This window comes from Neorhizobium turbinariae, assembly GCF_023223505.1.
Taxonomy (GTDB): domain Bacteria; phylum Pseudomonadota; class Alphaproteobacteria; order Rhizobiales; family Rhizobiaceae; genus Neorhizobium; species Neorhizobium turbinariae.
Genome location: NZ_JALPRY010000008.1, coordinates 306,851 through 320,948, shown reverse-complemented (window position 1 = coordinate 320,948; position 14,098 = coordinate 306,851). Strand labels below are relative to the sequence as shown.

Below are 14,098 nucleotides of genomic sequence, written 5' to 3'. Positions count from 1 at the left end.
GAGCGCGCTCCGGCATCCTCCCGCTCGTCCGCCTGCCGAGTGGCGTGGCAGCACCTCTCACAGCCCTTGTTGTCACCATATCGCAAACTCTGATATGAAGGAGCGAGCGGCGTGGGGACAAGATGACTGACAAGGTACTGGTGATTGATCCGATTGAGCGGCAAGACCTCATCAAAGGCCTGGCTAGCGATGTCCGCGTCATGATGCTGAAGCTCCTGCGCACGAGTGGCCCGAAGAATGTCAATGAGATCGCGGAGGAGCTGAAGCTCCCGCAGTCGACCGCGTCGATCAATCTTAAAGTGCTCGAGGATTGCGGCCTGATCTACACCGAGGGTCAGCGCGCCAAGAAGGGCAGCCAGAAGCTTTGTTATTCAGCCTTCCGCGAGATCCTCATCTCGTTCTCGGAACCAGTCACCGATCGGATGGCGGAAGCGATCACCGTGTCCATGCCTCTGGGCCTCTATACCGAATTTGAAGTCTCCGGCCCGTGCGGGATGTGCTCGAGGGATGGTGTCATCGGCCTGCTTGATGTCCCGGACACCTTCCTTGATCCGAACCGCATGAAGGCGGGCCTTCTGTGGTTCAATACTGGCTTTGTTGAATACCAGTTTCCCAACAACACCCTGCTGAAGAAGGCAAAGCCCAAGGCAATCGAGTTCGCGATGGAATTGAGCTCCGAGGTGCCGGGAACATCCGCCAACTGGCCGTCAGACATCTTTCTTCAGGTCAACGGCACCGAGATCGGCACATGGACATCTCCCGGAGACTATGGCGACAAACGCGGTAACTTTACGCCGGATTGGTGGAAGCTGGCGGGATCGCAATACGGGATGCTTAAAAACTGGCGCATCAACGGACAGGGCAGTTTCGTTGACGGTATGAAGATTTCGAACGTCACTCTCGATGACCTACACCTGGACCAGCATCGTTCGATCCGGATGCGCATCGGCGTGAAGGACGATGCCGAACATCCCGGCGGCATCAACATTTTCGGCAGCGGCTTCGGAAACTACGGCCAGGATATCGTGCTTCGCATTCAGGTCTAGAGATCATAGACTGACTTGACGCGCCCTGCCGGTTCGGGCTCATATACCAACAATTCGGATACAAACCGAATAGATGGATATGACCTCGGGAGGAGAGGGCTTTGGACGCTCGGGTTACTGCGCATGCGCGTTATACAATCGCGGATATCGACAAGCGCCTCTACGGGTCGTTTCTCGAGCATCTAGGACGTGCGATCTACACTGGCATCTACGAGCCCGATCATCCGACAGCGCTCCCGAACGGCATGCGGCAGGATGTGATTGACCTCGTTCGCGAACTTGACACGCCCGTCTGCCGGTACCCCGGCGGCAATTTCGTCTCAGCCTACAATTGGGAAGATGGAATCGGCCCGAAGGAAAGCCGCCCGACGCGCCTGGACCTCGCCTGGCGTACATCCGAATCCAACCAGGTTGGCATCCATGAATTTGCCGAATGGGCTGAGGCTGCCGGCACGGAGATGATGCTGGCGGTCAATCTCGGATCGCGTGGCCTGGATGCCGCGCGCAACTTCGTGGAATATGTAAATCATCCCGGTGGCAGCCAATGGTCCGACCTGCGTCGCCAGAATGGTCGTGCGGAACCGTGGAACGTCAAGCTCTGGTGCCTCGGCAATGAGATGGATGGCCCCTGGCAGGTCGGCCACAAAAGCGCTGCCGAATACGGTCACCTGGCGAACGAAACGGCCAAGGCCATCCGCGCCTTCGATGACAAGCTTGAGCTTGTCGTCTGCGGATCCTCCCACTCCGACATGGCGACCTATCCCCAGTGGGAAGCGACCGTTCTCGATGCGACCTACGACCAGGTCGATTACATCTCGTTGCACATGTATTTTGAGAACTACGAGAAGAAGACCTCGGAATTCCTGGCCCTGCCTGAGAAGCTCGATCGCTACATCGGCACCGTCAGCGGCGTCATCGACTTCGTGAAGGCGAGCAAGCGTTCGAAGCGAGACGTCAAGATCTCCTTTGATGAGTGGAACGTCTGGTATCACGAGCGCAAGAACGACGCGAAGCGCATGCGGGAATGGGATTGGCCGCATGCTCCGGTGCTTCTTGAGGACATTTACAATTTCGAGGATGTGCTGCAGGTCGGTTGTATCATCAACACCTTCATCCGCCGGTCGGACATCGTGCGGGTGGCCTGCATCGCGCAATTGGTCAATGTGATCGCGCCGATCATGACCGAGCCGGGTGGCGCCTCCTGGCGGCAGACGATCTACCATCCCTTTCATCTGGCGTCTCGTTACGGGCGCGGGACTGCGCTACAGCTTGATGTGGACTGCGCGAGTTACACGGCCGATGTCGCGGATGCTGTCCCTTACCTCGATATTGCCGGTGTTCATGACGGCGATGCAGGAACGCTCACCTTCTTCGCCATCAACCGCCACGGGTCCGAGCCGGCGAACATCAAGCTTTGCGTAGAGCGCTTCGGAAACATCAGGAGCGTTGAACACACGCTGATCAAGCATGATGATCTGGAGGCGCGCAATACCAAGGACAATCCGGACAACGTCGCTCCGCGCAAGACGACGGATGCGGTGGTGGAAGGCAACGACGTTCGTTTGTCGGTTCCGCCGTACTCGTATTCCATGATCAGGATCCAACTGTAAGATCAATCGGTGGCGGTTAAATCCCGCCTGTCTAGGGAGGAAAGTGACATGCCGAATTGGTTCAGACTGACAAAGGCGGTGCTTGTGGCGGGCGGTCTCATGACCTCCGCCGCCCATGCCGAGGAAACCGTGACGTGGTGGGACTTCCTGAGCGGCGGTGATGGCGTGCGCATGAAGCAGCTCATATCGGACTTCAACGCAGCTCATCAAGGCAAGATCAAGATCGATGCAACGACGCTGGAATGGGGAACGCCCTTCTACGCCAAGGTCCAGACATCTGCTGCCGTGGGAGAGGCGCCGGATATCATGACCTATCATGCGAGCCGTATCCCGCTCGCGGTCAAGCAGGGTATCCTGCAGGAAATCACGGCCGATGACTGGAAGACGATGGGGCTGTCGCAGTCCGACTATGCGCCGGCCACCTGGGATGCGGTGACCTCCGAGGGCAAGCAGTATGCCGTGCCGCTCGATACGCATCCGATCGTGCTCTACTACAACAAGGACCTGCTGAAGAAGGCTGGCGTACTCGGTGACGACGGCAAGCCCAAGGGCATGGACTCGCGCGAAAACTTCACCGCGACACTTAAGGCCCTGAAGGAGGCGGGTGTGAAGTTCCCACTCGGCTCTGTGACGGCCGATGGTAACTTCATGTTCCGCACCATCTATTCGTTCATGGGCCAGCAGGACGGCGAACTGATGACCGACGGGGAGTTTCTTGCCGGCGACAACGCCAAGAAGCTCGAAAATGCGCTGTCTGTTCTGGCTGACTGGACCAAGGAGGGGCTGCAGTCCACCTATACCGACTATCCTGCAACGGTCGCGCTGTTTACCTCGGGTGAGGCGGCGATGATGATCAACGGCGTCTGGGAAGTCCCGACGATGACGGACCTTGCCAAGAACGGCAAGCTTTTCGACTGGGGTGCTGTCGAACTGCCGGTGATCTTCGATCATCCTTCAACTTATGCCGACAGCCACAGCTTCGCGATTCCATCTAATAAGGGCAAGGAGATGAGCCCGGAAAAGCGCGCGGCCGTGCTGGAGGTCATGAGCTGGATCTCAAAGAACTCGCTCTTCTGGGCGACCGCCGGACATATTCCCGCCTATGGTCCCGTGACCAGTTCGGCAGAATACAAGGCGATGGAGCCGAATGCGACCTACTCCTCGCTCACCACCAACATGATCTTCGACCCGAAGACGCCACTTGCTGGCATCGCCGGGCCGATGTTCGACGTGATGTCGAACTTCTTCGTGCCGACGCTGAACGGCGAGATGGAGCCTGCAGAAGCAGTCGAGGAGATCAAGGCTGGTCTGGAGGACCTCTGACCAGCATGGCCCGGGCGATCATGGTCACCCGGGCCTACGCTTTTGAATGCAGGGGAGCGGGAGGATGATGCTCAGAAACCGGCGCAGGGAGACGCTTTTCGCCCTGGCGCTTGTCGCGCCTTTCGTCGCCATCTATGGCCTTGTCTTCGTCTACCCGACGATCAAGCTCTTCATGATCAGCTTTACGGATGCGCCGCTGATCGGCGAGGGAAATTATGTCGGCTTCGACAATTACACGCGCCTCGCTTCCGACCGGAGGTTCAACACCGCGGTTTGGAACACAGCATACTTTGTGCTCATCACCGTCGTGCCGGGGACGCTTATCGCGTTCGCCATTGCGCTCGGCGTCAATCGCCTTATAGGGCGGCTTCAGGCCGCGATCCTCGCCCTGTTCTTCCTGCCCTATATTCTCCCGGTCTCGGTGGTCTATCTCCTCTGGGACTGGACGTTGAACTTCCAGTTCGGCATCGCGATGCATGTTTTTGACCTGCTCGGCATCCAGCGCATTCCGGTCTTCAAGTCGACGGCGTGGTTCATGCCGGCGGTGGGTGTGATCACGATCTGGTGGACGGCCGGCTTCTCGATTCTCTTGTTCCTTGCGGGATTGCGCGCCATACCAGCTGAGATCTACGAAGCCGCGGCGTTGGACAATGCCGGCATCTGGTCGACCTTCCGCCGCATCACCTGGCCCCTGATGTGGCCGATCACTGCGCTGGTGCTGACGATCCAGTTGATCTCCCAGCTCAAGATCTTCGACCAGGTCTATCTGTTTTCAACCGGCGGGCGCCCGAATGACAACGTCGTGCTCGTTTATTACGTTTTCCAGAGAGCGTTCCAGTCAGACCAGGGGGGCAGGGCAGCGGCCGTGGCTGTCGTGCTGTTCATCATCGTCATCGTCGTGTCGGTGTTGAACTTCCAGTTGACGCGCCTTTCGGGAGGGCGATCAAGATGACAGCAGCAACCGCACGTCGGCTGAACATCATCGGCCTCGTCATCACCGTGATTACCGTGTTGTGCGCGGTAGTCTGGGCCTTCCCGCTTTATTGGGCAGTGGTATCGTCGCTGAAGCCGGAGGACGAAGTGGTGCGGCCCTATATCGAGCTGTGGCCCGATACCCCCACGCTGTCGCACTATGTATTTGCGTTGACTAAGACGGAAATCGGCCGTTGGTACATCAACTCGATCGTGACCGCGGCGGCCGTCACCATACTCACAGTCAGCTCGTCGCTCTTCTGCGGCTACGCCATCTCGCAGCTGAAGTTCCCGTTTCGGAGCATGCTCTGGTGGCTCATCCTGGCAAGCTTCATGGTCCCGATGCAAACCCTGATCATCAATCATTTCGAGCTGGTGGCGGATCTCGGCCTTATCAACACATGGAGCGGCATCGTGCTGCCGCAGCTCATCCACCCGGTCATCATCATCGTCTACAAGCAGTTCTTCGATGGCGTGCCGAAGGATTTTCGCGAGGCGGCGGTGATGGACAATGCTTCCGAATGGCGCATCCTGACGCGGGTCTATATCCCCATGAACTGGGGTGTCACCACGGCCCTTTCGATCGTGTGCTTCATCTGGTCGTGGAATTCGTTCCTGTGGCCGTTCCTGGCGGTAACCAAGACCAACATGATGACGATCACGGTCGGCATCACCCAGGTCAATGATGCATTCGGCGTCTATTATGCACGGCAATTGACGGCGGCGGTGCTTGCCGGTCTGCCGGTGGCGCTCGCCTACCTGATCTTCCAGCGAAGGGTGACGGAAGCGATCACCCTGTCGGCCGGCATCAAGGGGTAGGGCCACGCCTTTCGCATTCGCTTGAGCGAGAGCCCTGCCGCGGTGACTCAAGCGGCTTGATAGGATCTTCCGTCTGCGTCGAACAGGTGGACTGCCGTAGGATCGAGGCCCACCTGCACGCGATCTCCGGGGCGCACGCTCGAGCGTCCGCTATCCTGCGCGATGAGCTGCGAGCCATCTTCGAGCGTGCAATAAGCGAGCGTGCGTTCGCCGAGTTGTTCCACGACGCTCACCTGCGCCGTTGTCGTGGGACGGGATGGGTCGGCACCCGCCGTCATGATCCGCACTGATTCCGGCCGGATACCGAGATCGAACTTCCCGGCTTGGGGGACAGGTGCTTCGATCTCGAATTCTAATCCGTTTCCGAGCCGCACCGGCGTCCGCCCGGGGCGCAGAACTTCGACGGGAAGGAAATTCATGCCGGGGCTTCCGATGAACCCTGCAACGAAGCGCGAAGCGGGCTTGAGGTAGACCTCCATCGGCGTCCCGATCTGCTCGATCTTGCACTGGTTGAGAACGACGATGCGGTCTGCCAGCGTCATCGCCTCCGTCTGATCATGCGTGACATAGATCATCGTCGCCTTCATGCGCTGATGAAGCTGGGCGAGCTCGACCCGGGTGCGCACGCGTAGCGCGGCATCGAGGTTCGACAGCGGTTCATCGAAGAGAAAGGCCTTCGGCTCCTTGACGATCGCACGGCCAATGGCCACCCGTTGCCTTTGCCCACCGGATAACTGTGCGGGCTTGCGCGACAGTAGATGCTCCATTTCCAGCATGCGGGCAGCGGTCAACACCCGCGCCTCGATTTCCGCCGTTGGAAGGCCAATATTCTGGAGCCCGAAAGCCATATTGTCCCGCACGCTCATGTGCGGATAAAGCGCATAATTCTGGAATACCATCGCAACATTGCGCTGGCCCGGCGACAAGGTCTCGCTGCGCACGTCGCCGATGGTAAGCGAGCCGGAGTCAATCGTCTCAAGCCCGGCGATCATGCGAAGAAGCGTCGATTTGCCCGACCCGGAAGGCCCAAGGAAGACGACGAGTTCCCCCGCCTCGACAGTCAGCGAGATGTCCTTGATGACCGAGACCGAGCCGAAGCTTTTCGATACATTCTCCAGACGAATTTCCGCCATCCATCTCCTCCCAGAGCTCGCATCATTCTTTCCGGTATGTATCGGAAGTCAAGATATGGATGGTGGCTGGAGATATCGGTGGATCACCGCTCAGCTGCTGTGCGCCCGTAAAGCAGCAGCATGACAATGATAACGAGGCCGTAGATGATCTGGCGCCCGGCTTCAGGCATCTGCATCACCGACAGGATCGATTGCAGGAGCGTGATGAGGATCACGCCCGCGATGGTGCCAAGGTAAGAGCCACGACCGCCGATGATCGAGGTTCCGCCAAGAACGACTGCGGCAATTGCCGGCAGCAGGTACGCGTCACCCATGGATTGCGCAGCCTTCGAGGCATAGCCTGCGAGCAGGATGCCACCAAGCGCCGACAGCCCGCCGGCCACGGCAAACGCTATCAGTACGATGCGCCGCGTGTTGATGCCTGACAGATAAGCCGCCCGCTCGCGGTTCCCGATGCCATAGACGCATCGCCCGAAGCTCGTGCGCGTCAGCACGAATACCATTCCGGCGCCGACAAGCGCCCAGATGATCACGACGTTCGGAATGCCGGGGATCATCGATCCTGTAGCGAGGAAGCGCATCGCACCGGTGGCGCTGTCCTGCGGCGAGAAGCCGCCGGTGTAAACCACCATGGCGCCCTGGGCGACAGCATTGGTGGCGAGTGTCATGATCATCGACGGGATGCGCAGATAGGCGACGCCGAGGCCGTTGACGACGCCGATCGCGACGCCGCACAAGATACCAAACGGGATGGCGAAGGCCGCGCCCACGTCGCCATAGGCGGCGGCCGCGCAGGCCATCATGGCGCCCGTGGAGACTGCCCAAGGCACCGAAAGGTCGATCTGGCCAAGCAGGATGACCAGCATCATGCCCGTGGCAATGACACCTAGGAAGGAAGCCACTTTCAACTGCTGCAGCAGGTATTCCGGCGAGAGGAAGCTGCTGGAATAAAGGCTCCCCAAAATGAGAAGCAGGACAATGCAGGCGAAAGCGATCACCACCGCCCGATCGAGCCGCCGGACGAAGCTTGGCATGCGTTCATTCATGCGTACCGTTCCAGTTTCACTCACAGGAACCACTCCAGCCTATTTCGGACACGGACCAAGGCGATCGCTCCCAGGCTGACAGCGACAAGCAATATGAGGCCCTGGAAGAGGGGCTGCCAGATGGGGTCGAAATCAAAGACGAACAGCAGGTCGCCGATCGTACGGAAGGCGAGTGCGCCAAAGATGGCGCCGATCGCGCTGCCCTTGCCGCCAAACAAAGACACTCCGCCCAGCACCACCGCCGCAATGGAGAACAGCGTATAGGCATTGCCGCTCGCAAGAGCTGCATCCCCTGTATAGGTGAAGAAAGTCAGGAAGAGCCCGCCAACGGCGGCGATCAGACCGCCAAGCGTATAGCTCAGGAACTTGCCGCGGCGGATGGGCATGCCCGACATGTAGGCGGCCGTTTCGGACGAACCGGCGGCATAGGCCGCACGACCGTAGACGCTGCGGCTATAGGGGATCCAGACAATAAGTACCACGCCCGCCAGCGCAACAAGGCTGCTCGGGATGACGCCAAACAGCCGGCCGGTAAGCGCGTCCGCCAGATCCTCATTGACGGATCCGCCCGGGAAGGGCCGCAGGAGAAGCGCAACCCCGAAATAAACGGCACCTGTCGCAATCGTCGTGACGATCGGCTGTAGCCGACCATAGATGACGATGGCGCCGTTGATCGCCCCGCACAATGCGCCGACAAGCAGGACCGCAATCACGCCCATTGCTGTTTCGAGGGGTGTGCCAATTACGATCCAGGACGCCAGGCAATTTGTCAGCAGGAGGATCATGCCGACCGACAGATCTATGCCGGCGGTGATCACGACAAGCGTCTGCGCCATCGCGACGAATGCCAGCAGCACGCCCTTGTTCGCAGCCGTCTGGACGACATTGGCGGTGAACCCTGCTGGATGGTTTGCCGTGTAGATGACGAACATCACGGCGAAGATCGCAACAGCGGTCAAAGTGCCTTGCTGTGCTGAAAGCCAATACCGCCAGTCTTTCATGATGCGAGCTCCTGCACTCTTTCCGCTTCGGGCAGGTTAAGGGCGCTGGCGAGAAGAGCATGTTCGGTAATCTCGGACCCGACCAGTTGCCGCTTCACTGCCCCGTCATAAAGAACCAGAACCTTGTCACAGCAGCCGATCAATTCGGCATAGTCGGTCGAATAAAAGAGAATAGCGGCACCTTCATCTGCCAGCCGGCGCAGCAGCTGGTAGATTTCCTGCTTCGTGCCAACGTCGATGCCTCGGGTCGGGTCGTTCAGCAGCACGATCCGGGGGCTGCGCATCAACCATTTGGCGATGACGACCTTCTGCTGGTTACCACCTGAAAGCGTGCCTACGGGCACATCGAGGTTGCCGGCCTTGATCGAAAGCAACTTCATCATGCGGTCGATGAGCGTCTGCTCCTTTTTGCCGTCGATGACGCCGTTCTTGGCGAGTTGGTCAAGGGCCGCAAATGACAGGTTCTCACGCACCGTCATCGGCAACATGAGGCCTTCCGTCTTCCGGTCTTCGGGAATGAGCGCCATGCCGATGCCATGGTCGCGCGCCTGCGTCGGACTTTCGATCCGCACGGGTTCGCCATCTACGAGAACAGTGCCCTTGACATCGCGAAGCACGCCGAACAGGGCAAGCAGCAGGTCTCTCTGCCCCTGGCCATCCAACCCGCCGAGGCCGACGATCTCGCCCGCTTTCAGCGAGAAAGAAATGTCGTGAAGGCGGTCGCCCCAGGAGAGGTTCTGAACGTCAAGGACCGGCTTCTTGTCAGGCACGGGCTCAGGTTTCGGCGGGTAAGCGCTATGATATTCGCGACCGATCATCATCTCGATCACGTCTTCGTCGCTTTTTGTCCCGGCGGGGTAGCTTGCGACATTGCTGCCATTGCGGAACACGGTACAGTCGTCCGCGAGCTCGGCAATCTCGTTCATCCGATGCGAGATGTAGAGCAGCGCCAGCCCTTCGCTGCGAAGACGCTTCAAGACCTCGAAGACTTTCCGGACATCGCCCGCCGTCAAGGCGGATGTCGCCTCGTCGAGAATGAGGATGCGCGGCTTGCGGGCCAGCGCCTTTGCAATTTCCACCATCTGCCGGCGTGACAGCGGCAGGTCCTTGACGAGAGCAAGCGGATGGATGTCGGAGGCGCCCGTGCGCGCCAGCGCCTCTTCGGCTATCTGACGTTGCGCCCTCCGGTCAATCATGCCGAAACGGGTGGGCGGCCTGGATACCATGATGTTGTCCGCGACGCTGAGTTCCGGAATGAGTGACAGTTCCTGGAAGACGCAGACGACGCCGGCATCGTTGGCGGCCGCCGGCGAGGGGAACGTCACCGGCTGCCCGTCCATGAGCATGGTGCCTTGATCAGGCGACACAACGCCGGACATGATCTTGATCAGCGTCGACTTGCCTGCGCCGTTTTCCCCCAGGAGCGCGTGGATTCTGCCGGCCTTCAGCGTGAGGCTGGCCTGCTCGAGCGCCCTGACCCCTCCGTAACGTTTGGATATGCCTTCCATACGGAAAAGGTCATAAGACTGCTGCATCATTTTCTCCGGGGCACGAGCGAAGCAGGCACGAGGCCGATCGGCTTCGTGCCTGCCAATTCCATGATGGCTACTGATTTTCCTTCGTCTGCCCCATGATCTCCTGGGCAGTGAAGTTGATCCCGCACGTCGGGAAGGAGTTACCAACGAAGAAGTTGTCGGATTCCGTCGGGAAAAAGTCCTGCCCTTCCTTGAACTCGCCATCCGAGGTGATCGCAAGCGGCAGCTTGACCTCCTGCGGGATGACCTGGCCCTCAAGAGCTGCAATTGCCGTCTTGATGGCCACGGCCACCTGTGCCGGTCCCGAGCCTGCCGAGGTGCACTTCAACCCGTCCGCCGAATGCTTCGCGCAAAGCTTGCGGAAACCGTTCTCGGTCTCGCCGCCGAACGGCACGAATGGGTGCTTGGCATCGATCATCGCCTGCACCACGCCGGTGTCGCCACCCTGGGCGGTGATGCCGTCAAACGGGCCATTGGTGGCGATCGCGTCAGCCGCGACCTTCTGGGCCACGCCATCGTCCCACTTGCCCATGACCTCGGTCACCTTGAACTCCTTGCCGGAAGCCTGCAGCTTCTCGTGAAGCCCGGTGTGACGGTCGGTGTCGACTGAGGTTCCAGCAACGCCGCGAACCTCGAGCACCTTTCCACCATTCGGCAGGTATTTCACCAGCCAGTCGCCCCAAAGCTCACCCAGGCCCTTCTGGTCAACATTGACGTTGATCGCGTCTTCCGTGTCGAGAATGTTGTCGAATGCGACGAGAACGACGCCGGCCTGTTTGGCCCGCTTGATGACTGGTGCAAAGGCGGTCGGGTTCTGGGCGTTGACGATGATCGCATCGTAACCGGAGTCAATGAAGTTGTTGATGGCCGAGATCTGCGCCGGCACATCCTCTCCGGTCGAAACGACCTTGAATTCCTTCAGCTTGGCCGCGACATCCGGCTGGGCGGCATAGGCCTTGGCCGTTTGCACCATCTGGATGCGCCAGGTATTGGCGATATAGCCGTTCGCGAGCGCAATGCGGAACGGACCATCCTTCTTGGGGAACTTGTAGAACTTGGTCTCGGCAGACCAGGGTGCAAAGCACTCCGGATCGGCAGACGGGCCTGAAACGACTTCAGGCTCAGCGTAAGATGCCGAGCCCAGCATGAGGAATGCAGTTGCTGCGACAACACCACGTATCATGGATTTCATCGGCTTTCCCTCCCTTTGGCGCGCTTTCACGAGCTCTCTCGCGTGGTCGCGAGGCCCGATACAGACACGACTCCCTTGGCGTCGCTCACGACGGCCATCTCCCAAACAGCGCAGCAAAGTCTCCTCACCAGCCGCACCGTCCTTAATGGGTAGCGCTACCATATTTCACTGTAAAGAGGATTTTACGGGAACATCTTGGCGAGTTATTTTAACGTTGAAGTGTTTTGGAAGTATTCGATGGCGCTGCCGTGCCACTTGCATAAAGGTAGCGCTATCAGCATTGTTGGATTGGTTCATTCGGGGGAGGAACGATGGCCGTAGATTTTCAGGTGCTGGATGCACGCTTCGCACGTCTGGTTAATCCGAGCGCTCGACTGGAGCAGCTTTACGGCGGATGCCGCTGGGCCGAGGGGCCAGCTTACTTTGCAGGCGGACGCTATTTGATCTGGTCCGACATCCCCAATGACCGCATGTTGCGGTATGACGAGAACGACGGGCATGTCAGCGTTTTCCGGCAGCCAGCGAACTTCTCCAACGGCAATACCACGGACCGCCACGGAAGACTCGTAACCTGCGAGCACGGCGGTCGCCGGGTCAGTCGCACCGAACACGACGGTAGCGTCGTCACGATCGCCGATCGATGGGATGGCAAGCGGCTGAATTCACCCAACGACGTGGTCGTTCGCTCGGACGGTTCGATCTGGTTCACCGACCCGACTTACGGGATCGACACTGACTATGAGGGTCATAGAGCACCGAGCGAAATCGGCGCCTGCCATGTTTACCGTGTGGACCCGCAGACGATGGCAATCGAACCGGTGATTACTGACATGGTGCGCCCTAACGGCCTCGCCTTCTCTCTGGATGAGAGCCAATTGTACGTCGTCGATACCGGGCGAACTCACGGTGAGCATTACCCGGCCCACATGCGTGTCTTCGACGTAGACCGGGCGGGCAAGGTGTCCGGCGGCCGTGTCTTTGCCGACTGTACGGTTGGCCTGTTTGATGGTTTCCGGCTTGATGAGGACGGGCGAATCTGGACGAGTGCCGGGGACGGCGTCCACTGCTATGATCCGGACGGCACCTTGATTGGGAAGATCCTTGTTCCCGAAATGACGGCCAACTGCGTGTTTGGCGGGCCGAAGCGCAACATCCTCTATATCTGCGCGACGAGTTCTCTCTACGCCATCCGGCTCATGGTTAACGGTGCGAGGCTGCCCTGACCGGTGGAAGAACTCGACGTCAATGAGCCGGTCAAGAAGATGGGACGGCGCAGCAGTGGCCGGCCCACCATCAATGATGTGGCGCGCCTGGCTGGCGTTTCTCCAATCACCGTCTCTCGGGCGCTGCGCGATCCGTCGCTGGTCTCGGTGGAACTGCGCCGGCTGGTCGACGGCGCTGTTGCCGAGCTTCATTACCAACCAAACGTCAATGCGCGCGCCCTTGCCTCCTCGCGCGCAGATGTCATTGCCGTCCTTGTGCCGTCGCTGACGAATATCGTCTTCGCCGACTTTATCAGGGGCATTTATGACGCGCTGGATGACGGCACGTTGCAGGTCCAGATCGGCAACACCCATTACTCTCCGCAGGAAGAGGAACGGCTTGTGCGCATGTTCCTTGGCCAGCGACCATCCGGATTGATCCTCGCCGGCATCGACCAGTCGAGCGCCACTGTGAAGCTCCTCAAGGCCGCCGGCTGCCCGGTGGTGCAGGTGATGGAATATCACGAAGAGCCAATCGACATGCTGGTCGGCTTCTCGCACTTCGAGGCTGGAAAGGCGGCGACGGAGCACCTTGTCCACGCCGGCTATCGCCGGATCGGATTCATCGGCGCGCGCATGGATCCACGCTCGCAGCGTCGCATGGCCGGCTACCAGCGCGCTCTGGAAGAAGCCGGCATGTTCGATCCGACTCTGATTACCACGACGCCAACACCATCCAGCGTGCCGCTCGGCGGCGAACTGCTGGCGGAGGCCTTGGCGCGGAACCATGACCTTGATGCCGTCTTCTGCAATAACGACGATCTCGCCCTGGGCGTACTCTTCGAGTGCCAACGGCGTGCGATCAGCGTGCCGCACCGCATCGGGATCTGCGGCTTCAACGATCTCGACCTGATGCGCGCTGCGCATCCCAGCGTGACCAGCGTCACCACTCCAAGGTACGAGACTGGCCGACACGCGGTGCAGATGGTTCGTCGTCGTTTGTCAGGTGAAACGGAAGAGGTGCGCTACCTCGATCTCGGGTTCCGCCTGCAGGCACGTGAAAGCAGCGCAAGAGCCTTCGCGCCGAGGTGGAAGCCTGCGTAACCGCAGCCTGATGTTCAGGGGCGTCGACTTAAGTGGCTTTACCAAAGCGCCTTGGTTGCGCTTTCTAAGCTCCTTTAATCGTGCGGCGAAGCACCTGTAAAGAAATCGGCTTGAC

The 14,098-nt window shown here is 59.6% G+C and carries 12 protein-coding genes; 7 read left to right on the top strand and 5 right to left on the bottom strand.

Annotated elements, in window-relative coordinates:
- Window positions 1-122: 122 nt before the first annotated feature.
- The 5 genes from M0654_RS08085 to M0654_RS08065 all read left to right on the top strand — a co-directional run bounded on the left by M0654_RS08085 (window position 123) and on the right by M0654_RS08065 (window position 5,770).
- The gene (locus M0654_RS08085; protein ID WP_248682628.1) at window positions 123-1,046 is read left to right on the top strand and encodes an ArsR/SmtB family transcription factor; all 924 of its coding nucleotides are present in this window, start codon (window positions 123-125) and stop codon (window positions 1,044-1,046) included.
- A gap of 101 nt (window positions 1,047-1,147) precedes the next feature.
- Window positions 1,148-2,656 carry an arabinosylfuranosidase ArfA gene (gene arfA / locus M0654_RS08080; RefSeq protein ID WP_248682627.1) on the top strand — a complete coding sequence of 503 codons (1,509 nt, stop codon included), beginning with the start codon at window positions 1,148-1,150 and terminating at the stop codon, window positions 2,654-2,656.
- A gap of 48 nt (window positions 2,657-2,704) precedes the next feature.
- Complete coding sequence (locus M0654_RS08075; protein ID WP_248682626.1) at window positions 2,705-3,979, top strand: extracellular solute-binding protein; 1,275 nt, start codon at window positions 2,705-2,707, stop codon at window positions 3,977-3,979.
- Window positions 3,980-4,046: 67 nt separating this feature from the next.
- Complete coding sequence (locus M0654_RS08070; protein WP_248682672.1) at window positions 4,047-4,931, top strand: carbohydrate ABC transporter permease; 885 nt, start codon at window positions 4,047-4,049, stop codon at window positions 4,929-4,931.
- Complete coding sequence (locus tag M0654_RS08065; RefSeq protein WP_248682625.1) at window positions 4,928-5,770, top strand: carbohydrate ABC transporter permease; 843 nt, start codon at window positions 4,928-4,930, stop codon at window positions 5,768-5,770. The genes M0654_RS08070 and M0654_RS08065 overlap by 4 nt, the downstream gene beginning before the upstream one ends.
- A gap of 47 nt (window positions 5,771-5,817) precedes the next feature.
- Here the strand turns inward: M0654_RS08065 and M0654_RS08060 are convergent, their stop codons facing one another.
- From M0654_RS08060 to M0654_RS08040, 5 genes are all read right to left on the bottom strand, one after another.
- Complete coding sequence (locus M0654_RS08060) at window positions 5,818-6,903, bottom strand: ABC transporter ATP-binding protein (protein ID WP_248682624.1); 1,086 nt, start codon at window positions 6,901-6,903, stop codon at window positions 5,818-5,820.
- Window positions 6,904-6,986: 83 nt separating this feature from the next.
- Window positions 6,987-7,949, bottom strand: coding sequence for an ABC transporter permease (locus tag M0654_RS08055; RefSeq protein WP_248682623.1), 963 nt, complete (start codon window positions 7,947-7,949; stop codon window positions 6,987-6,989).
- A 20-nt stretch (window positions 7,950-7,969) separates the two neighbouring features.
- The gene (locus M0654_RS08050; RefSeq protein ID WP_248682622.1) at window positions 7,970-8,950 is read right to left on the bottom strand and encodes an ABC transporter permease; all 981 of its coding nucleotides are present in this window, start codon (window positions 8,948-8,950) and stop codon (window positions 7,970-7,972) included.
- Window positions 8,947-10,485: a sugar ABC transporter ATP-binding protein gene (locus M0654_RS08045; RefSeq protein WP_248682621.1), complete on the bottom strand. Its 1,539-nt coding sequence runs from the start codon at window positions 10,483-10,485 to the stop codon at window positions 8,947-8,949. The genes M0654_RS08050 and M0654_RS08045 overlap by 4 nt, the downstream gene beginning before the upstream one ends.
- Before the next feature lie 70 nt (window positions 10,486-10,555).
- Complete coding sequence (locus M0654_RS08040) at window positions 10,556-11,668, bottom strand: sugar ABC transporter substrate-binding protein (protein WP_390919819.1); 1,113 nt, start codon at window positions 11,666-11,668, stop codon at window positions 10,556-10,558.
- 320 nt (window positions 11,669-11,988) lie between these two features.
- Between M0654_RS08040 and M0654_RS08035 the strand changes: the two genes are divergently transcribed.
- Window positions 11,989-12,900 carry an SMP-30/gluconolactonase/LRE family protein gene (locus M0654_RS08035; protein WP_248682619.1) on the top strand — a complete coding sequence of 304 codons (912 nt, stop codon included), beginning with the start codon at window positions 11,989-11,991 and terminating at the stop codon, window positions 12,898-12,900.
- Window positions 12,901-12,939: 39 nt separating this feature from the next.
- On the top strand, window positions 12,940-13,983 hold the full coding sequence (locus M0654_RS08030; protein WP_248682671.1) for an HTH-type transcriptional regulator GntR: 1,044 nt from the start codon (window positions 12,940-12,942) through the stop codon (window positions 13,981-13,983).
- Window positions 13,984-14,098 lie beyond the last annotated feature (115 nt).